The following is a 19496-nucleotide window of genomic DNA, read 5'->3' on the forward strand; positions in this document are numbered from 1 at the left end:
TTGCCGGTTCTGCGGTGTTGGCTGCGCGCTATTTTACTTCGGACGTCGTCTTCAGCCCCAGATACGTGCCGGCACTGATCCCCATCAGACCCAGCAGGGTTGCATCGAAGTCCGGCATGGCGAGCTCCCGGTACACCTGCTGGATGAAGACGATGCCCAGCACGAGAGTCCAGGACGCCATCTGGAAGCGGTGGAAGCTGACGCCGTACTGGTCGCTGAGGATGTCGGCCAGCCAGCCCTTGCTGACGGACGGATCGGCCACCTGCGCCGTGCCGGGCGGCCGGTCGATCAGCGACGAGCCGATCACCGTGCCGGCGCTGATGCCCATCAGGGCCAGCACCGTCGGCGTGATCGTCGTCGCGTAATCTCCCGTGATCATGCCGATGAACAGGTACGAGGCAAGAATCAGGCCGAACCAGACGGCGCCTTGCGTGCGCGCCAGGCTGTAGGGCTTGCGCCGGCCCGGTCCAGGCGGAGGGCCCGGATCGCGCAGCACGTCGCTGCGGCGCGCCAGCACGATGAACGTCACGGCAAGCAGGGAAAACAGCGATGTCCACAGCGCGAACCAGCCCATCGGGATAACGCGCATGGGGATGGTCTGCTGCGAAGCGACAGGATACTCGTCTTCGATGCCCACGCTGACGGCCAGGTCGCGCGGCCGGAAGCTGGGCTTGCCCAGCAGATGCGTCCAGACATCGCGCGACGTTTCCGTGCGGTTCAGCACAAAGTTGAGCGTGTTCGCGACGGGGTTGCTGGGCGGGTAAGGACGGATGTCCGCCAGCGGGCGCCCGTCCAGGAACAGCACGATGCGCTTCTGCCGCGGCGAGCATTGCTCGCGCGCCAGCAGCGGCGCCAGGTCGTTGACGGTGACGACGATGCCGTCCCGCAGCGACACTTCGCGCACGGGCGGGCCGGCACTGTTGGGCACATAGGCGCTGACGCGGGTGACGGTCACCGCGCCATACTGCTGCGGCGTGGGGCAGGCCATCGCGCCTTGCGCGGGCGTGGCGCCGGGGCTGGCCGGCGCCGGAGCAGGGGCTGCAGCGGGAGCGGGGGCAGTGGGAGCGGCAGGAGCACCGGGCTGGGCGGCAATATCGCGCGCCAGCAGCCAGAACAGCAGTACGGACGCCCAGACGGCGATACGGCCGGTCACGAACGGGGCCCGATCGTCACGCGTCCGCCTACGACCGTCAGCGCAGGACGCCCGGATGGCGTCGGCCGGCCGCTGCCGGCGAGTGTCGCACCCGCGAGCGCGATGGCGCGCGCGTCGCATGCGTCGAACTGCACCGTCGCCATGACCGCGCCGCGCAGCGAGATGCCGAACCCGAGCGTGACGCGGCACCAGCGCGCCGCGTCCCACTGGCTGTCCGGCAGCCGGGTGCTGTCGAGGGTGCAATCGGCCAGGCGGCTCTGGCGGAAGTCCGCCCGCGTAAAGGTGGTGTCGCACACGGATACATGGTCCCAGCGGGCGGCGCGCCAGCGGCTGTAGTCCGCACGCACGTCCTGCAACGTCATGCCCCGTGCGCGGCTGCGGTCCAGCACGGCATGGGTCAGATCGAGCCCGGTTGCCGTCAGGCCCGCCAGGTTTGCATCGCTGAGGTCGGCGCCGGGCCAGCGGGCGCCGTTGGCCGTGCCGCCCGTCAGATCCGCGCCTGCCAGCCGGCAGCACTCGGCCACCGTGCCGTCCAGGCAGGCGACGGCGAAGCGGGCACCGCTGCAATCGGCATCCGTCAGTACCGCGCCGCGCAGCATCGCGCCGCCCAGGTTGGCACGGCGCAGACTGGCGCCCGTCAGGTTGGCGCCTGCCAGGTTCGCGCCGCGCAGGTCGGCGTCGTCCAGCACCATGCCGTGCAGATCGCAGCCGCGCAGGTCGCGTCCTGTCAGTCCGCCCGGCTCGCGCGCCCAGGCCGACAGCTGGTCGGCCATGTGGGGCTCGTCGGCGGCGAACCGGGTGGGACGGACCTGGAGTGGACGGGCTGCAATGCGCTGGAAGATCATGGTCGGCCTCGGAAAGAAGGGCGGCTGCCCCTGCCGGTTGATTATGATCCTCTTGTTAAGCCCGGTTAAGGGGTACGCCATATTAACTGCGTGCTATTTGATACTGCGCAATGACAACTGGACAATAGAAAGGCTGGCGACTGCCAGCCTGCAAGGGTCAGAACGTGCGGGCCACGCTGGCCGACAGGGTCCGGCCGCGCCCGGCGAAATACGACACCGGCTCCTTGAAGCTGGCCGATTGCGGGTAGTAGCCGATGTACTGCCGGTCGGTCAGGTTCTCCACGCCGATGCCGAACTTGCCGTAGCGCGTGTCGAACGTGGCGGCCAGGTCCGCCAGCGTATAGCCGCGGAAGTGTTCTTCCAGGTTCGAGGTGCCGACGGTACGGCCCAGGTTGATGTCCCGATCGCCCAGCCGCGTCGCCTGCAGGCGCAGTTGCGTGCCCGCGACAGGTTGCCAGTTGGCACCGAGGACCAGCTTGTCCGGACCCTGCGAGCGGGCGCCCAGAGCCAGGTCCATCGGCGCGCCGGCCGTGGCGGCCGTCTTGCCCATCGTCCTGGCATAGCTGCCGAAAGCCGACAGCGCCTTGTTTGCCCGCAGTTCGCCGGACACTTCCCAGCCGCGCACCGTGGTCGGCACGCGGTCCAGCACCCCGATGCCCTGGCTGTTGATGCGCAGCACCGTGCCCAGCTTCGAACGCGAATCGTAGGCGGATGCACCGATGTTGCCCAGCGCACCGCGCCAGTTTACGCCGACCTCGTTGTTGCGCGTGACGACAGGCTCCAGGCTGAACAGCTGTGCGACGGACTGGCCGGGTCGGTTAACGCCGCGCAGCACCAGTCCGACGTCCGGCAGGCCGAAGCCTTCCGCGCTGGATGCAAACGCCGACCAGCCGGGGGCGAACCGCCAGATGGCGCCCAGGTTGCGTACATTCTTCGAGAACGAACGTTCGCCGCCTTGCACCAGGCGGCTGCCGTACGCCGCCAGCGTCGTGTAGGTGTCGACTTTCAGGTCGGCCGACTCGTGGCGCACGCCGCCCCGCACGGTGACGGGCCCGATTTCGTATTCCAGCTGCAGGAAGGGCGCCGTGGACGTGAAGTCCAGGGTCGGCACCCACGTGCGGCCCGTGCCAGCGAGCTGCTGGCGGCTGCGGTCGTGCAGGTGATCGACGCCAACCGTCGCTTCCAGACCCGCCACCAGCAGGTCGGGTCGCACGTACGTCAGCTTGGCGCCATATTTGTCGGCCACGATTTCGGACTGGTCGTAGAACGTGCCGAGGGGTGCCAGCCGGATGTCCTGGAACGTCGCGGTATTGGTGGCGCCGTACAGCGACGAGAAATCCTGGCTGAATAACTGGGCGCTGAAGGCGCCGCCGAACAGTGCGTTGTGGCGATACTCCAGGCTGGCCGTCGTGACGTCGTTGCGCGGCGGCGCACCGGGTGGCGTGCCGGGTGCGGACGACGTGGGAATGCCGGCGGCGAAATCGGCGGGGACCGTACGATAGTCGCCGTCGCCGTCGAACTTGAAGCGGTTGACGGTCAGTTGTACCCGTTGCTCACCGAAATTGCGGCCCATTTTCAGAAAGAGGTCGCTGCCTTCGGTGTCCATGGTGTCGCCCTGCACGGCGTCGATACCCAGCAGCCTGCCGCTGCCGTCATAGCCCATGCCACGCGCCTGCACGCTGGCATACGCCAGCAGGTCGAAGTCGCCGGCCTTGTGCGCCACCGTCAGGCCCGTCTTCCAGTCCACGTTGTCGTGACGCAGCTGCGACGCGGTGCGGGCGTTGACCGTTACCGTCGTGCCTTCCGTGCGAGGCGTCTTCGTGATGTAGTTGACGATGCCGCCCGTCGCGCCCATGCCCTGGATGGCCGACGCGCCATTGATGACCTCGATACGCTCGATGATGGCCGTGTCGGCGAAATAACCTTCGCGCATGCCGGCACGCAGCGGATTGGACTGGGGCACGCCGTCCAGCAGGATCAGGGTGGCGCGGCCGCGCATCGACTCGCCCGTGGACGTCATCTTCTGGCGGCTGGGCGCGTAGCCCGGAATATAGGCGGCCAGGGCGGCGGACGGATCGTCCGCGACCAGATATTGCGCTTCCAGTTCGCGCTGCGTGATGACGGACACGGCGCCGGGAATCTTGTCCACCGCCTTGGCCGTGCGGGTGGCGGTGACGATGACTTCGCGCATGGCACCATCGTCGGCGGCCTGTGCCAGCGTGGCCGCGTGCGCCATCAGCAGGCAGGCGCCGGCAACGGCATGGGCGAGGGGAACGGGCAGCGGCGCGGCCTTGATCACATGAGCTCCAGTCAATGTTGCAGAAAATAGCCACGAATGATAACTATTATCATTTACATTTGCAATCGGGTAGAATCCTTGCTTTGTCATCCCGTCCAAATCGCATGGTTACCGGCTTTTCCCGCAAGCTGCTGCGCAGCATTCACCTGTATCTGTCGCTGGGGTTCGGACTGCTGCTCGTGCTGTCTGGCCTGACGGGCACGGCATTGGTGTGGGTGGAAGAGCTCGACGTGGCGCTGAATCCCGCGCTGCTGCGCGTGGCGGGCAGAACGGAGCCGCTGGCGCCGCCCGGCATGATCGCCGAACGGGTGCTGGCACGCCTGTCGGCCGACCCGCTGTACGGCAGGCCAAGCCAGCTGGGACTGCCGCACGTGGCCGATGGCGTGGTGGTCGCGTCGTACCGGCAGCCCAAGGGCGAACGCGGCGCGCTGGCGATGCCGGTGACGCGCCAGGTCATGGTCGACCCCGTCACCCTGGCAGTGCTGGGCGAGCGCAACGACGGCGAGTTCGGCCTGACGCGCCCGCTGCTGATGTCGACGCTGTTCCACGTGCACCGCTACCTGTTTGCGGGCGACGTGGGCAAGCTTGTCATGGGGCTGGCGGGGCTCGCCCTGTTCCTGATCGGCGCCATCGGCATCGCGCTGTGGTGGCCGAAGGCGACCTGGCGCGCGCTGGTCAAGTCGTTTACCGTCGGCGGCCACTGGAAAAGCCTGAAGTTCCATTTCAGCCTGCACCGCAGCGCCGGCATGATCTCGGCGCCCGTGCTGCTGATGCTGGGCTTTTCGGGCATGTATTTCAACCTGCCGGAGTGGATCCGGCCTGCTGTCGCCAGCGTCGCAACGGTCACGCCGACGGAGAAGCTGCGCAATGCCCACGTGCGCGGCCCGCGCGGCGAGCCGATCATGGTGAGCGAGGCGGTGGAGGTGGCGCAGGCGGTCAATCCAGCCGGGCGGATCACCCGCGTGGCGCTGCCGACGGACAAGAAGACCCCCTACGAGATCCGCATGCGCCAGCCTGGGGAGGTGCGCCAGGGCGCAGGCAGCACCCGCATCACGGTGGACGCCTACACGGGCGCGCTGCTGCGCGTACGCAACCCGCTGACGGCGCCTGCCGGCGACACGTTCCTGAACTGGCAGTTCCCGCTGCACACGGGCGAAGCCTTCGGGCTGGCCGGACGCATCGCGATTGCGATTGCCGGCTTGCTGCCGCTGGGCTTCATGGTGACCGGGCTGGTGCTGTGGCTGGGACGGCGCCGCGTCAGGGCGGCCGCCAATGCCCGGCGCAGCGCTGCCGGCATTGCGCCGCCGCCATTGCGCCGGCGCAATGGAGAAGCGGCCTAGCCGCAGGCTCAGGGGTCCTATGGACCGCCGGACCGCCGGCGGACGTTTCGCGTCGTTGACGGGAAAAGCGCCGTGCAACCGTGTCCCAGACGAGGGCGCAGGACGGATGGGGCGCTTGTGCAGTGGCGACCGGGAGAGAGCTCGCAACCGTGGTGTCAATGCGGCAGCAGCGTGGACAAGGCACCGGAAAACCCGCCCAGCAAAGCGGCGAGACGCCGCCGTCGCCGATGGGAGGCGGGCGCGACGGCGCCTTTCGGGAACCGTGCCGCAGCCGCGCCGGCCATGATCCAGCACGCCCCGATCGGCAGCAGCAGTGCCGTTAGCATCAGATAAGCCGACGACACGTCGGCTGCCGCCGCCCCCAGCGGCGGAAACACGATCGCCGCGCAAAACAGCGTGGCTGCGTCGACCATCGCAACGGAAAACATCGCGGCGACGCTGCCTTCGCACCGCGGCGCCTTGCGCCACCATCTGGCGGCCGTCCACAGCACGTAGCCGATGGCGCACACCTGCGCTGCCGCCATGGCCGACGGCAGGGTGCGCGCCAGCAGGCCAAGCGCGGTGCACCAAGAGCCGATCGCAAGACAGCATGCCAGCCAATGCACCGCCAGCAACGGCAACGCGTTCCACACGCCGCGGCGGGCGCCGGCCAGCAGCAGCCGGCGGTTGGCCGGTCCGGGTGCCAGCAGGACGGCCGCCATCGCCAGCGCCGCCGCCAGCGTGCTGCCTGTCGCGGCACTCATCGTCCCGTCCCGTCGCGGGCGGCGGCGGGCATGCCGTCGCAAGGGCTGTGCAGTTGCCACCGTGAGCCGCCGCCGGCCGCACGCGCGGGTCGCGGCCCGGCCCGGTACGGCGCGACGCTGGCGGGAGCGCGGCCGATGCGACGCACGACGTGTCGCGCAATGTAGCGCACGATGTCGGCCAGCGTTTGGTCCAGGGTCGCATGGGCGACGCCTCCCGTCGGGCCCGACTTGGGCAAGTGCGCCGCTCGCGGGCGCAAGGCGCGCCAGAGGCGGCAGATGAGCGTCACGCGGTAAGGTTGCAGCCGGCGCAGGCCGGGCGCGCGACGGCCGCCGCGGTGCATGGTCCGCCAGCCGATGGCGGGCGGCGTCGGTGCGCCGTCGTGCGGCGCCTGCCGCGTCTGTGGCGCCTGCGGAATGGAATCGATCTGCCGTTTCATGGAACCCCCGTTCTGCCCGAGGTTGCCGATCCGGCAATGCCGGCTTCGGGGCGCCTCGCGTTTGTGTTCTGCCTGGCTGCTCTGGTGTTTCGTTCGTTCCGTTCGTTTTCGTCGTGATGTGCGTCCGGGCCATCCGTCTATGGATCGGTCTGCGCGGCTGTCATGCGGCGGCCGTTGCACACGCCGCAGTTGACGCCGCAGCCATGCGACGACCGGGTCCTGCCGATGTTTTCGACGAGTCTTTCGCCGCGGTATCAAGGCTGCTGGAGAAGGGCACCGCAGTGAAGCCATGCTACGCGCACCGGCTTTATAAGGCTGCCATTGAAGTGCGTGAAAATGTCGTCGATTTGTAACGCATCGCCGTCGGTCCGCACATGCGGCGACGGGTAGCGCTTGCGGCGCACCGATCACGACAACGTGGCCGGCATGGGACCCGGCACGTCCTGGGCGATTTCTTCCAACATATTGGCCGCACAGTGTTGCGAATACAACGCTTTACGTTGTAGGATCGACCATCACTATTCGACACCGACCTATGGACACTGCGCTGACTGCCGAAGCCCAACTGCAAGCCGATATCGACGCCCTGCGCCCCACCTATCCGAACACCCAGGATCTGTATCGGGAAGTGTGTGCGCTGATGTTCTTCCGTTACGGCATGACGCCGACGGCAAACCGGCTGTACCAGCTCGTCCGCAAGGGCAGCATGTCGGCACCGGCCGAGGCATTGAACCGGTTCTGGCGTCAGCTGCGCGAGAAAAGCCGGGTTGTCATCGGTCATCCCGATCTGCCCGAGGATCTGAAAAATTCCGCTGGGGAACTCGTGGCCTCGCTGTGGAAGTCGGCGCAGCAGGCTGCCGCCGAGTCGCTGGCGAGCTTGCGCGAAGAGGCCGAACGCGCTGTGGATGAGGCGCGCGCGGGCGAGCAGACCGCCAGGATGGAGCGCGACACGGTGACCGAGACGCTGACAGCCGTCCGCGAGCGCCTTGCACAGGAGTGCGCAATCACCGCCGACCTGCGGCGCGAGCTGGCGGAGCTCGGCGCGCTGCACGCCAACCAGGCGGCAAAACTGGACGAGGCACGCAAGGAAATCAACGCGCAACACGCCTGGCTGAACAGCGTGCAGCGCGAGCACGAGGCCGAGCTCAACAAGGTGCGCGACAAGGCACGGCTGGACATCGATGCCGCCGAAGCGGCGCGCCGTCTGGCCGGTGCGGAGGCCGAGCGCGAGCGGGCGGGTGCGGCACGTCTGCAGCAGACGCTCGACACGCAGCGCGCGGCGGCCGCCACCGCGGCGGCGCAGCATCGCGCCGAGCTGCGCGAGACGCTTGCCGCCGTGGCGGACCTGCGCCAGCAGGTCGGCGCCTTGCAGGCCGCCGCCACGGCCGCCATCGCATCGCGCGACGACGCCCGCCAGCAGCTCGATACGCTGCGCGCCGAACTGGCATCGGCGACTGCACGTGCCAACGATGCCGATGGCCGCGCGATGCGGCTCGAGACCGAACTGCGGCACGCTGGCGAGCTTTACGAGGCCAGGCTCGCGGCAGCCACGGTCAAGGCGACGCCGGTGCCGGTGACGCCGGCGCGGAAAAGCCGGCGAACGGACAAGGGTGCCAGCGGCAGCGACCAATAGGCCGCTGCCTTGTCGGCTCGCCGCCGCAGCCGTCGGCTACCAGTCGATGCGGTGCTTGCTTTCGGTTTCCGTATGCCGGCTGTCGTCCGGCGAGTGCAGGTATGTGTTGGTGGTGCCGATCGACACGTGACCCAGCGTATCGCGCACGTGGCGCAAATCGACGTCGCCGTTGACCATGTGCGAGCCCGCCGTGTGACGCAGCCAGTGCGCCGATGCCATCATCACCCGGGCCGCCTCGGTGGCATAGTCGTCGCCTTTGGCACGGAAGCGCTGCGCCGTTTTCTCGAAGACCTGCTTGACGATCTCGTGGACGCCGCCGCGCGTCATCTGGCGTTCCTTGCCGCCCAGCGGCAGCACCAGCGGCGCCGTCTCGTGCGGCAGCGGAAACGGCGTCATGCCCAGCTCGCGCCGGTAGCGTGCCAGTTCCGTCATCAGTTCGGACGTTGCAGGCACGATACGCGGCTTGTTGCCCTTGCCGACGACTTCCAGCCACCAGCGCTGCACGCCAAGCTTGTCACGGCGGGCGAAAAACGCCCCCATGGTTGTGCCGATCACCTCGGAGACGCGCAGGCCGCACAGATACAGCAGCGTAAACAACCAGCGCAGCCGCAGATACTGTTCGCGCTCGCGCGGCGTTTCGCGCGGCAGCGCTTCGATGGTCGCCTTGACCTCGGCCCATACTTCATCGTCCAGATAGCGGGTAATCCGCGGCGCCGCGCGGCCCTTGCGTTCGCGCGACAGGGCCAGCGGATTGCCGGCCAGGTAGCCCGCCTGGACCAGCCATGAAAAGAGGGCGTTCAGGATGATCGCCGCCTGACGCTGGCTGCTGGGCGACAGCGGACCGGCAAACGGCCGCCATTGCGGGTGCGCCCGCGGAAATTTGCGGCCGGCAGGCGAAATCCACCGCTCGGCCGGCTGCGGGTCCTGCAGGAATTTGCGGTAGCGCAACCAGTCCTCGTGCACCAGCGACGACAGCGGCTTGCCCAGCTCCACGGTCGCCCACAGCAGCAGGCGCTCCGCCTCCTTGCGGTAGCTGTCGAACGTCGTGCGGGTGTCGATAAAGCGGGCCAGCCAGGCCTTGATGGCATCGATATCGTTGTCGGCGGCAATCTGCGCCCGGTCGTCGCCGCCGCGGTTGCTGCCGGAGCGGCCGTCCAGGTGGGCAGGGAGTCGTAGCGCCTCGATGGCGGCGGGGACGACGGCGCGGTTGGTGGTGTCGGTCATGGCGTGTGGGCGGTTGGCGGGCAGGGGGCAGTTGTTCGACGGCGTATGTGGAGAATGCAATGGCTGATTTCGTTCCGGACTGAGGCGATGCGTCGCCGCCTGCGCGCTTTCCTCACTTGAGTCAGGCGCTGGGTTGAACGCGTCAGCCGGAATTTTGGATAAGTATTGGGTCACTCGCTCGGTTGGACACTTCCATCAGGCGCTTCGGTTGGCACTTCGGTTTGGCATTGCAGTTTGCCGGCTTGCTTGTCGCGCCACGTTGGATCCGTAACAGGGCAGGCCGCATCAGCAACCTCGCGCCAGGCCGAACAGGGATAAGCCGGCAAACGCCTGGCCGCGGCCCAATCGGAAATAGCGGCCGGACTTCAATCGCCGCCAGATGGCATGCCGGCAACACGAAGCTCCACATTTCACGAACTGGCGCAAGTCAGGCGGGCAGGGCGACAAAACAGCCAATTCCGCAAGAGACGCACACCATGCCATGCGATACGACATTATACAAGTAATGTCACATTCCGCAAGTTCTCGGTTTCAAACGCTACGTTTTACGTTGTATTATTTCGAGCGAGCTGCCGCAATTTCTGGTCGTACGCCTTCTGCCTTTATCTGTCGGCCGCAAGTTCGCACTCGTCTCCTGTGATGCGCAGCGCAAAGACACTGCCCCGCCCGGACAAAGCGGAAGAGGGCGGCTGCAGGGTGAAGGCTGTCCACGGCTGGAGCCTGTCCCAACCGTGGGCTACCCGCAACGGTGACTCGCTTCCGGACCGGATCCTGCCTATACTGTTCGTGAGCAAAGTATCAACGGATGGACAAGCGGGCCGTACCTGACTGGCTTATCTGTAAGGTCGATCGTGCGTCTGTTGATGAAGCGATGACGTGGGCCGCCCCAGTGGCCAGACATCCCGGAGACCGAACCGCCATGCGTTATCGCGCCGAAATCGACGGCCTGCGCGCCGTTGCCGTGCTGCCCGTGATCCTGTTCCACGCCGGATTCGGCCTGTTCAGCGGAGGCTTTGTCGGCGTCGACATCTTTTTCGTCATCAGCGGCTACCTGATCACGACAATCATCGTCGCGGAAATCCACGAGGGCAGCTTCAGCATCGTCGATTTCTATGAGCGCCGCGCCCGCCGCATCCTGCCGGCACTGTTTTTCGTACTGTTCTGTTCGCTGCCGTTCGCCTGGTTCTGGCTGGTGCCGGCCGACCTGAAAAGTCTGTCGCAGAGCCTGGTCGCGGTCTGCCTGTTCTCGTCCAATATCCTGTTCTGGCAGACCAGTGGGTACTTCGACGCGTCCGCCGAACTCAAGCCGCTGCTGCACACGTGGAGCCTGGCCGTCGAGGAGCAGTTCTACGTGTTTTTTCCGCTGGCGTTGATGCTGGCATGGCGATTCTGCCCGCGCCGCATGTTGCCGCTGCTGGTCCTGGCGACGGCAGTCAGCCTGGGCATTGCCCAGTGGGGCTCCGTTACCCGGCCGGAAGCAGCGTTTTATTTGCTGCCCACCCGCGGCTGGGAGCTGCTGATCGGTGCGTTTGCCGCGCTGGTACTGCTGAACGAGCGCGCCTGGCAGCCTTCGAGACTGATGGCCGAAGCGGGCAGCGCTGCCGGGCTGGCGATGCTGTTGTACGGCATTTTCATCTTCGACAAGACTGTCCCGTTTCCCAGCCTGTACACGCTGGTGCCGACGGCCGGCACGGCGCTGATCATTCTGTTTGCCACGCCGGCAACGGCCGTGGGCCGGCTGCTGGCCCGTCCACTGCTGGTCAGCATCGGCCTGATCAGCTTTTCCGCCTACCTGTGGCACCAGCCGCTGTTTGCGCTGGCCCGGCACCGCAGCCTGGACGAACCCGGCAGGGCGCTGTTTGCCGCGCTTGTTGTTGCGTCGATCGTGCTGGCGTATTTCAGCTGGCAGTACGTGGAAAAACCATTCCGCGACCGCCGGCGCTTTGGCCGCGCGCAGATATTCCTGTACGCCGCCGCAGGCAGCGCGCTGTTCCTGGCCATCGGCGTGGCCGGCCACGTCACGCACGGCTTTGAAGCCGCGCGCACAACGCCGGCGCACCGCACTGTACTGAAAACCGCGACCGCCAGCCCGCTGCGCGACCAGTGCCACACGGGCGGCGCCGGCTACCGCAAGCCGGCCGATGCCTGCGAATTCAACTCGGGACAATTGCGCGTCGCGGTATTCGGCGACAGTCACGCCGTCGAACTGGCGTACGCGATGGGACAGGCGCTGCAGCCGCGCGGGGTTAAAGTGAAACAGTTCACGTTCAGCGGCTGCAGCCCGGCCTTTGGCCGGCAGCCCGCCGGCCCCGACACGCACTGCGCACAATGGACCGCCGAGGCCGCGGACTACATTGGCCGCAACCCCGCGCTGGCGCACGTCGTGGTGACTTACCGGATCCATTCGGCATTGTTCGGCTCGCACGAGCGCAGCTACCCGGGCTGGCCCGATACGATCGGCGCGGCCGAGCGCGAACGTCGCTGGGCAGCCTATGTCGGCGTGATCCGGTATTTCGTCGAACATGGCAAGCAGGTCCGGCTCGTGCTGCAGGCGCCGGAACTGCCGAAACAGGTCGATGCGCTGATCCTGCGCGCCACCGATCCGATGGCGCCCATCGACGGCGTCAGCCGAGCCTGGTGGGACCGACGCAGCGCCTGGGTCAAAGCGCGGCTTGGCGATCTGCCGGCGGGCGTCACCGTCATCGATCCCGCCGCGACGTTCTGCACGGCGCAAAGCTGCCTGGCCGCGAAGGACGGCGTCGCCCGATATTTCGACGACGACCACATGTCGGTAGGCGGCGCACGCATGATTGCGGACGAGACCTTGCAGACGATGAAATTCTGAGACGTCGACAAGCCAGCAGCAATACAGGGTCAGCTCGCTGACGGCGCGCTATCCAGGAGCCCGAGGGCCTCGGTGCATTCAGTACGATGGCACGCTGGCGCAAACGGCTTGCCTGGGCGTGCCGATCTGGGTGGTACGGCTGTACCGAAGCAGCCCAATGACCATGCTACATACATCGCATAATCTATATTATGTCAAATATCATGCGTAGAGCGCTGTGCGCAGCTCCACCTTCACACAGGACGCTTCCGGTACACCAACCCGGGTCCCTTGTCCTTGCATTACACCAGCACACATAACACGGCACACCTCCGTCAGCAGCACGCCCATCGATCCACGCTGCGCCATTCCCGGCACGCCTCACGAACGACGCATCGTCGGAATGTCCGTGGCGCCAATCTCATCGGCGTGCGCATCGATGACCGCCAGTCGCTCCGTCTCGGTCAGGCCGGGCTCGCTAATCCAGTCGCGCACGGCGGCGTGCCGGTAGTACCCAGTGCCGAGCACAAACAGGCGGCGCACGAAGCCGCGGATGCCTTCCGGCGTCTGGAACCCGCAGGCCATGGCTGACGCTATCCCGGCCAGCACGACCGGCCGCCGTGCGCCTTCGGTCGGGTCACGCGCAACTTCTGCAACCAGCTCGTCGACAAACACATCGGCCTCCTTCTGTACGAATGCCGCGAGCTGCTGCGAACGGATGATGATCACTGCCATGGGTTGCCATAGTAGCTGTGAAGCAATTTCCACCACTCCGCCATGACCGCCTGCAGCAGCTGTGCCGCGTTGTATTGCCGATGCGTACTGCACCGTGCCCGCACGTCGTCAACAAGCAGGACCATCTCCTTCTTGAGGATGATGTCGTCGCGACAGCGCGGCTGGATGTTGAGCATTGCCGTCATGATCCTGGGCTCGCTCCACGGGGCCTCCGAGTCGGTCGCCCGCCCCGCGATGCAGCGGCGCTTGCCGTAGAAGTTCGCGCGATCGGACGATGCAAGTGGAAAGAGTCCGAGACTGCCGGCCAGATTGCAGACGTTGCCCGGGTCGACCTGGTGGAACACTTCGCCAACCGTGTAACGCTGCGTCGCAATACCTTCCAGCATCAGGATGCCTGTCAGATAGGTCGAGTTATCCTTGTTCGCCTCCACGCCGAACATCGTCACCAGGAGCCCGGCGAATGCCTGTCTGAGTGCGGGATCGTCCGCGGGACAGTGGCCGGTTCGCAGGAACCGGAGCATGCCCTCCGCAAACCAGACGGGGTCATGGCTGGCGAATTCTTTCGCGATCCTGGGGTAGCTCCAGTCGTGCTTGTCATCGCCGCCATTGTCGTTGTCGTCCTGAACGTCGCCGAGGTCCTCGTCGCCCATGTCGGCGTCCGCGTCCGCTCCGACCTGCGCCCGGATGGTCCCGGGCCGGCGCGTGGACCTCGCGAAAAGTATTCGCGGATGCTTGCGGGCCGCGAGCTCCTTGTGCACCGAGACAAGCTCGCGCTCGACCTCGATGCCGTCGCGGCCAATGAGGATGCTCGGATTGCGCCAGAAGTACTCGGTGCCCTGCCCCACCGCAAAATCGTCGCTGCGTGCCTTGACGTAGAGCAGGTGGCCGGCCATGGCCGTCCACTGTTGGCCGCCGACGATGTGCAGCGCTGGACCTGCAAGCATCCGCTTGCCTAGTGCCTGGTGCTGGGCGATGAATTGTCGGCAGACGTGCGCGGCGGCCCGCACGAGGTGGTAGCCCGTAAGGCACCCGTCCGCCGGCGGCAGCGACGTCCGCTCGTCGCACGCGCCACAGCAGTTCGCCAGATTCCGGCAGGGGTCGGGGCCGCTCGCGCTTGTGCAGACCACGATCGGCGAAAACGCCCGCAATCCAGGGAACGAGGGGATGGAAGGCGGCACCGGCTGCACCAGCGGACGGTTGCATGTCGGGGCGACCATCTCGATCTCGACGATGACGGGAAGGTGGTCGCTCAGCACGTTCGCCAGTGCAAGGTAGACGTTGATTTCGAACAGGCGTGGGCGCTGCCCGTCCGCTACGTACTTGACCGCGTTTCGCGCGGACCGGTTCTGCCAGATATTGGCCTTGCTTAAGAAGTTCGCAATCGGATCCGGCGTCGCGACCGACGCCCTCGCCTCGCGACGCACCACTTCGATGTGCGGATCGCTGTTGTTGATGTCCACGAAACGCTTGAAGGCGGCCTCGAGCGCCCACGCAAACACTTCCGGTTCTTTGAGGTAGTTTTCGAGATACGGGGCCGCGATCGGCCCGTAATCGCGCGCCACCGGGTCGGGATCGTCCTCCTCGATGGCGTCGTCGGACGTCTCGACGATGATGTCGGCGGGATCGATGTCGGTCAGGTTCTCACCGAATTCGGCCTCGAGCTCGGCGAGCAGCTGTCCCTTGCCGCCGTAAGCGCGCGCCAGCAACCGGTCCACTGCTCTGTCGACATCACGGCAGGCACCGGTGCCGTCGCTGTCGCCGGCGTCGTGCCCACGTTCAGCCTTGTGCGGACGGCCTCGGGCATCACCGCGCCCAGAAGATTGATGACTCCGGGCCTGACGTCGCCCCACGCGGCGCCCTCGACCGCGCGCACCAGCACCTGGTCGAAGTTGGAGTAGACAAAGTTTTCCAGCGTCAGTTCCTCGTCGTAGTGCTTCGCGCGCGGCTGCCTCGTGCACGCCATGTGAACCGACATGCGCAGCGTCGTGCGGAAGTCGTCCGAATAGCTGAGGTTCGAGAACATGCCGCTGTTCTCCAGCGGCTCAAATGCTGCTTCCGTGGCCTCCAGCAGCGCCTGCTCGAGCCGGTCGTGGTCTTCCAGGAACGCCTTCCCCGTCGCCGGCATGTCCACGCCTGCCAGCCGCGTTTGGATCTCTTCTATCTGCTGTGCCGCCGCCAACTGTCTCGGCTGGCTCTTCTTGCCCTTGCTCTTTTCTGCTGCCGCCAGCTCAGCCTGCCACTTGCGCAAATCGAGCACGTCTTGCACGCACTGCGCAACCGGATCCCGCTGCGCCACTGCTTCCGTCAGCGTCTGCCGGTGCGCGGTCAGGACTTTTTTCGCTTCCGTGTACTTGTCGTACGCAAGGTCGTAGCGTTCGATGTCGCGCGCAGCCTGCTCGCTGGATTTGGCCACGATATCGTCGAAGTCCTGGCCCTCGCGCGGGTGAACGTGGTTGGCGGCTTCCTCGTCGATGTTGAGGTCGGCGCAAAGGATCGTGTAGGGATAGTTGCCCGGCGCGGCAAAGACCGGCAGCGTCCCAAGGGCGCCAATGGCGTGGCACGCCAGACCGTAGTCCTTGTCCGCAACCGACGGCGCGTGAAAGATAATCACGCGGAACTCCGGATAGAACGCCCAATGCGCGAAGCTGGACCGGGGCCGGAACACGGCCTGCGCAGGTCGGCGGGTCACGACGGTTGAATCCGCATTGAGCTGGCGCTTGCCCGCTCCGTCCTTGGCGTAGCCGAATTCCTCACCGACAAGATCAAAGCTGGTCAGCTCGAAGAGATCCGCGTCGTAGACGACGGCGTAGGTCTCCAGTCCGTTGCGGCCGCCGGAGCCGGTGTATTTTCCAGGGAAACGCACGCGCCAGCGCGTGACCGACATCTGCTTCATTGCCTCGACGATGCCGACGGTGTGCTTGAGCCCGAAGCCCTCCATGACCTCCATCAGACAGATGACATGGGCGTTCATGCGCAGCATGATGGCGGCCAGGAGCCGGATGACGGCGGGCTCCTTGTGGTGAAACTGCTTGCCGAGCGTCTTGATATTCCACGACGCGACACGCAGCGGTATCACGTTGGCGGCATTGCGCCGGCAGGCTTCGCACGCGCAGATCGAACACATGGGCGCCCCGCATGCCTGGCACAACGCCAGGACCATGTTTGGGTGCCGGGGACAGGACATCGCGGCAGCCTAATGCATCGCCACGGTGCCCGCGGGCCCAGCATGCGTGACGCAAAGGCTGCGGCAGCCGGCGCAACGGCCTCGCCCATGACCCGTCCAGACGGGCGCCGGCAAGATGGCGAACAGAGCTTTACGAGTGACGAGCATGAACTCCTCCAGAGCAGCGCGTAGCCTCCGGCGTCGCGGGCAATGCGCAGGTTGCCCGGCAACACCCAGGGATGAACGGACGGGGCAGCCAGTTGCCGCCGCTTGGCCGCCAGGAGCCGCCGTCCATGCATTGATGTTAAACCTTGCCGAGCCAAAAATTATGCTTTGGCCATCAAGAATCAACCTGATTGTTGTAACTCCGAACCGGTGTGCCAGGGTACGACGCGCCATCCGGCCACCCGTCAGCGAAAAATTCCAAAACAGGCGACAATATCGGGCTTCGTCTTTCAAGCATCCGTTTATATCCTGCCAATGTCCCATTACGCTTCCCTCCCCGCCCGCCCCGGCCAGCTCGTCAATCCGCGCCCGCTGGGCATTGCGCTCCTGCTGATCCTCCTCGGCGCCTGGTATCTGGCGACAGCCGTTGGCTCCGGCCAGGCCGCGCTGTACGTGGTCGGCGCCCTGCTGGGCGTCACCTTGTATCACGCCGCTTTCGGCTTCACATCCGCCTGGCGCGTCTTTATTGCCGACGGCCGCGGTGCCGGCCTGCGTGCGCAGATGATCATGCTGGCCATCGGCGTGGCCCTGTTCTTCCCGGCCCTGTCCGCCGGGGAGCTGTTCGGCACGCCCGTGCGGGGCCTGGTTTCGCCGGCCGGCACGTCCGTCATCGTCGGCGCATTCATCTTCGGGATCGGCATGCAGCTGGGCGGCGGTTGCGCTTCGGGCACGCTGTACACCGTGGGCGGGGGCAGCACGCGCATGGTCGTCACGCTCGTCGCCTTCATCGCCGGCTCGCTGATCGGCACGGCGCACATGCCGTTCTGGACGTCGCTGCCGCAGCTCGAGCCGATTTCCGTCGTCAAGACGCTGGGTCTGGTGCCCGCGCTGGCCCTGAACTGGCTGGTTTTTGCGCTGATCGCGGCCGTGACCATCTACGTCGAGAAGCGCCGGCACGGCCGCCTGGTTGGCGAGAACCTGCGGCCGGCGCACGCATCGCCGTGGCTGCATGGCCCATGGCCGCTGGTGGCGGGCGCCGTCGCGCTGGTCCTGCTCAATTTCGCCACGCTGGCACTGTCCGGCCGGCCCTGGGGTGTCACGTCCGCCTTCGCGCTGTGGGGCGCCAAGGCCGCGTCGCTGCTGGGTGTCGACGTGGCCAGCTGGACGTACTGGTCCACCAAGGCCAATGCCGCCGCGCTGGCGGCGCCGGTCACCCAGGACGTCACGTCGGTCATGGACTTCGGCATCGTGCTGGGCGCGATGCTGGCCGCCGCGCTGGCCGGCCGCTATGCACCCGTGTGGCGATTGCCGCTGCGCTCGCTGGTGGCGGCCGTCGTCGGCGGCTTGCTGCTCGGTTATGGTGCGCGGCTGGCGTACGGCTGCAATATCGGCGCGTACTTCAGCGGCATCGTCTCCGGCAGCCTGCACGGCTGGCTGTGGCTCGTGTTCGCCTTTATCGGCAACGTGCTGGGCACGCGCCTGCGTCCGCTGTTCGGCCTCGAGGTCGAACGCGTCAGGCCGACGGCGTGCTGAACGGCCGCGCCCACTACGGCGCCGTGTCCTGATCGGCTCGTAGCTTGCGTCTTTTTGCAGGCCTGGCGCCGACGATGCTTGCCCCGGCCGTAGCCCGCTATCGGGCGCCGGCGCTGCGCTACAGGTTCGACAGCAGCGCGGCGCCGCTCAGAACGTGATGTGCACGGAGGGCGCGCTGCGTCTGGCGTCGCCGTGGAACACCGCTTCGATGTTGTTGCCGTCCGGGTCCAGCACGAAGGCCGCGTAATAGCCCGGATGATAGGGCCGCTCGCCCGGGGCGCCGTTGTCTATCCCGCCGGCGGCCAGCGCGGCCCGGTGGAACGCGTCCACGGCGGCCCGGTCGCGCGCCTGGAACGCCAGATGATGGCGGCCCGTCAACGCTCCCTGGGCGGCCTGGCTGCCGGCGGTCGAGACGAACAGTTCGTCCGCCCAGAAATAGTCGTCGCCGGTGCCGCCCAGCGGGATGTCAAGCACGTCGAAAATGGCGCCGTAGAAGCGCTGCGAAGCCGGCAGGTCGCGCACCACCAGTTGCAGGTGGTCGATCAGGCGGCCGCGGTGAAGTTCCTGCGTTTCCATGAGTCCTCCGGTTCGATGTCGGGCACAGTGTAGAAGCAAACGGGACAGTGTTCAACCGACACCTGAACCGCGAACCGGACACCTGCCGATACCGGCCGGTCGTCAGTTCCGTCGCCCCCTGGCTGCCGGCAGTAAAATATAGGTCCAACGCCAACAGGAGCTGCCATGTCCGATTGCTGTGCCGGCGGTTGCGCCGCCGCGCCCGCCGATCCCCGCTACCGCCGGGTGCTCTGGATCGCGCTGTGCATCAATGCCGTCATGTTCGGCGTGGAACTGGCGGGCGGGCTGCATGCCGGCTCCGTCTCGCTGCTGGCCGACGCCGTCGATTTCTTCGGCGACGCGGCCAATTACGCCTTGTCGCTGTTCGTGCTGGGGCTGGCGCCGATCTGGCGCACCCGGGCGGCCTTGGTCAAGGCGGCGATGATGGCCGGTTATGGCGTCTTCGTGCTGGGCAAGGCCGGCTGGAGCGTTGCCGCCGGCACGGTGCCGGAGCCCGTGACGATGGGCGCGATCGGCGGTGTCGCGCTGTTGGCTAACGGCAGCGTGGCCGCCCTGCTGTACGCATTTCGCACCGGGGACGCCAATATGCGTTCCGTGTGGCTGTGCTCGCGTAACGACGCCATCGGCAATATTGCCGTCCTTGCCGCTGCGCTGGGCGTATTCGGCACGGGGACCAGCTGGCCCGACCTGGCCGTCGCGACCGTCATGGCCGTGCTGGGGCTGACGGCGGCGCGCTCGGTGCTGGCGCAAGCGCGCCGCGAACTGGCGGCGCAGGCGGCGCCGTCGTTTGCTGCCGTGGAGCGGCGCCGCTGATCGGCGCCCACGG

At 66.8% G+C, this 19496-nt stretch carries 15 protein-coding genes; 5 read left to right on the plus strand and 10 right to left on the minus strand.

Annotated elements, in window-relative coordinates:
- Positions 1–28 precede the first annotated feature (28 nt).
- From E1742_RS02935 to E1742_RS02945, 3 genes are all read right to left on the minus strand, one after another.
- Positions 29–1153: a hypothetical protein gene (locus E1742_RS02935; protein WP_134383478.1), complete on the minus strand. Its 1125-nt coding sequence runs from the start codon at positions 1151–1153 to the stop codon at positions 29–31.
- Entirely contained in the window at positions 1150–1926 is a 777-nt protein-coding gene (locus E1742_RS02940) for a pentapeptide repeat-containing protein (RefSeq protein ID WP_166793400.1), read from the minus strand. The genes E1742_RS02935 and E1742_RS02940 overlap by 4 nt, the downstream gene beginning before the upstream one ends.
- Before the next feature lie 229 nt (positions 1927–2155).
- Positions 2156–4297: a TonB-dependent receptor gene (locus E1742_RS02945; protein ID WP_229466469.1), complete on the minus strand. Its 2142-nt coding sequence runs from the start codon at positions 4295–4297 to the stop codon at positions 2156–2158.
- Between the two features lie 104 nt (positions 4298–4401).
- On the opposite strand from E1742_RS02945, the gene E1742_RS02950 reads away from it, so the two are divergent.
- Positions 4402–5637, plus strand: a complete 1236-nt coding sequence (locus E1742_RS02950; protein ID WP_134383480.1) for a PepSY-associated TM helix domain-containing protein — start codon at positions 4402–4404, stop codon at positions 5635–5637.
- Positions 5638–5792: 155 nt separating this feature from the next.
- On the opposite strand, the gene E1742_RS02955 is transcribed toward E1742_RS02950, so the two are convergent.
- Together E1742_RS02955 and E1742_RS02960 are read right to left on the minus strand one after the other, a co-directional pair.
- A complete protein-coding gene (locus E1742_RS02955) occupies positions 5793–6380 on the minus strand; it encodes a hypothetical protein (RefSeq protein ID WP_134383481.1) in 588 nt (195 codons plus the stop codon).
- Entirely contained in the window at positions 6377–6817 is a 441-nt protein-coding gene (locus E1742_RS02960) for a hypothetical protein (protein ID WP_134383482.1), read from the minus strand. Before E1742_RS02960 ends, E1742_RS02955 begins: the two co-directional genes overlap by 4 nt.
- A 535-nt stretch (positions 6818–7352) precedes the next feature.
- Between E1742_RS02960 and E1742_RS02965 the strand changes: the two genes are divergently transcribed.
- Positions 7353–8450, plus strand: coding sequence for a DNA-binding protein (locus E1742_RS02965; protein ID WP_134383483.1), 1098 nt, complete (start codon positions 7353–7355; stop codon positions 8448–8450).
- A gap of 36 nt (positions 8451–8486) precedes the next feature.
- Here the strand turns inward: E1742_RS02965 and E1742_RS02970 are convergent, their stop codons facing one another.
- Positions 8487–9674 carry a tyrosine-type recombinase/integrase gene (locus tag E1742_RS02970; RefSeq protein WP_134383484.1) on the minus strand — a complete coding sequence of 396 codons (1188 nt, stop codon included), beginning with the start codon at positions 9672–9674 and terminating at the stop codon, positions 8487–8489.
- A gap of 919 nt (positions 9675–10593) precedes the next feature.
- Between E1742_RS02970 and E1742_RS02975 the strand changes: the two genes are divergently transcribed.
- Positions 10594–12519, plus strand: coding sequence for an acyltransferase family protein (locus E1742_RS02975; protein WP_134383485.1), 1926 nt, complete (start codon positions 10594–10596; stop codon positions 12517–12519).
- Between the two features lie 360 nt (positions 12520–12879).
- Here E1742_RS02975 and E1742_RS02980 read toward each other — a convergent pair whose 3' ends face one another.
- From E1742_RS02980 to E1742_RS02990, 3 genes are read right to left on the minus strand one after another with little or no spacing between them, the layout of a single operon-like run.
- Positions 12880–13233, minus strand: a complete 354-nt coding sequence (locus E1742_RS02980; protein WP_134383486.1) for a hypothetical protein — start codon at positions 13231–13233, stop codon at positions 12880–12882.
- The gene (locus E1742_RS02985) at positions 13224–14948 is read right to left on the minus strand and encodes a hypothetical protein (RefSeq protein WP_134383487.1); all 1725 of its coding nucleotides are present in this window, start codon (positions 14946–14948) and stop codon (positions 13224–13226) included. The genes E1742_RS02980 and E1742_RS02985 overlap by 10 nt, the downstream gene beginning before the upstream one ends.
- Positions 14867–16357 carry an exonuclease/endonuclease/phosphatase family protein gene (locus E1742_RS02990; protein ID WP_134383488.1) on the minus strand — a complete coding sequence of 497 codons (1491 nt, stop codon included), beginning with the start codon at positions 16355–16357 and terminating at the stop codon, positions 14867–14869. The genes E1742_RS02985 and E1742_RS02990 overlap by 82 nt, the downstream gene beginning before the upstream one ends.
- A gap of 519 nt (positions 16358–16876) precedes the next feature.
- On the opposite strand from E1742_RS02990, the gene E1742_RS02995 reads away from it, so the two are divergent.
- Positions 16877–18094, plus strand: a complete 1218-nt coding sequence (locus E1742_RS02995; protein WP_134383489.1) for a YeeE/YedE family protein — start codon at positions 16877–16879, stop codon at positions 18092–18094.
- Between the two features lie 147 nt (positions 18095–18241).
- Here the strand turns inward: E1742_RS02995 and E1742_RS03000 are convergent, their stop codons facing one another.
- Positions 18242–18670: a VOC family protein gene (locus tag E1742_RS03000; protein WP_134383490.1), complete on the minus strand. Its 429-nt coding sequence runs from the start codon at positions 18668–18670 to the stop codon at positions 18242–18244.
- A 165-nt stretch (positions 18671–18835) separates the two neighbouring features.
- On the opposite strand from E1742_RS03000, the gene E1742_RS03005 reads away from it, so the two are divergent.
- Positions 18836–19483 carry a cation efflux transmembrane domain-containing protein gene (locus E1742_RS03005; RefSeq protein WP_134383491.1) on the plus strand — a complete coding sequence of 216 codons (648 nt, stop codon included), beginning with the start codon at positions 18836–18838 and terminating at the stop codon, positions 19481–19483.
- Positions 19484–19496 lie beyond the last annotated feature (13 nt).

The organism is Pseudoduganella plicata (assembly GCF_004421005.1).
GTDB classification, from domain to species: domain Bacteria; phylum Pseudomonadota; class Gammaproteobacteria; order Burkholderiales; family Burkholderiaceae_D; genus Rugamonas; species Rugamonas plicata.

Excerpts from the sequence above, each read along its gene's own strand:
- E1742_RS02995 (WP_134383489.1), top strand. The coding sequence starts at position 16,877 with ATGTCCCATTACGCTTCCCTCCCCGCCCGCCCCGGCCAGCTCGTCAAT.
- E1742_RS02970 (WP_134383484.1), bottom strand. The coding sequence starts at position 9,674 with ATGACCGACACCACCAACCGCGCCGTCGTCCCCGCCGCCATCGAGGCG.
- E1742_RS02990 (WP_134383488.1), bottom strand. The coding sequence starts at position 16,357 with ATGTGTTCGATCTGCGCGTGCGAAGCCTGCCGGCGCAATGCCGCCAAC.
- E1742_RS02965 (WP_134383483.1), top strand. The coding sequence starts at position 7,353 with ATGGACACTGCGCTGACTGCCGAAGCCCAACTGCAAGCCGATATCGAC.
- E1742_RS02975 (WP_134383485.1), top strand. The coding sequence starts at position 10,594 with ATGCGTTATCGCGCCGAAATCGACGGCCTGCGCGCCGTTGCCGTGCTG.
- E1742_RS02955 (WP_134383481.1), bottom strand. The coding sequence starts at position 6,380 with ATGAGTGCCGCGACAGGCAGCACGCTGGCGGCGGCGCTGGCGATGGCG.
- E1742_RS02980 (WP_134383486.1), bottom strand. The coding sequence starts at position 13,233 with ATGGCAGTGATCATCATCCGTTCGCAGCAGCTCGCGGCATTCGTACAG.
- E1742_RS02950 (WP_134383480.1), top strand. The coding sequence starts at position 4,402 with ATGGTTACCGGCTTTTCCCGCAAGCTGCTGCGCAGCATTCACCTGTAT.
- E1742_RS02960 (WP_134383482.1), bottom strand. The coding sequence starts at position 6,817 with ATGAAACGGCAGATCGATTCCATTCCGCAGGCGCCACAGACGCGGCAG.
- E1742_RS03000 (WP_134383490.1), bottom strand. The coding sequence starts at position 18,670 with ATGGAAACGCAGGAACTTCACCGCGGCCGCCTGATCGACCACCTGCAA.
- E1742_RS02940 (WP_166793400.1), bottom strand. The coding sequence starts at position 1,926 with ATGGCCGACCAGCTGTCGGCCTGGGCGCGCGAGCCGGGCGGACTGACA.
- E1742_RS03005 (WP_134383491.1), top strand. The coding sequence starts at position 18,836 with ATGTCCGATTGCTGTGCCGGCGGTTGCGCCGCCGCGCCCGCCGATCCC.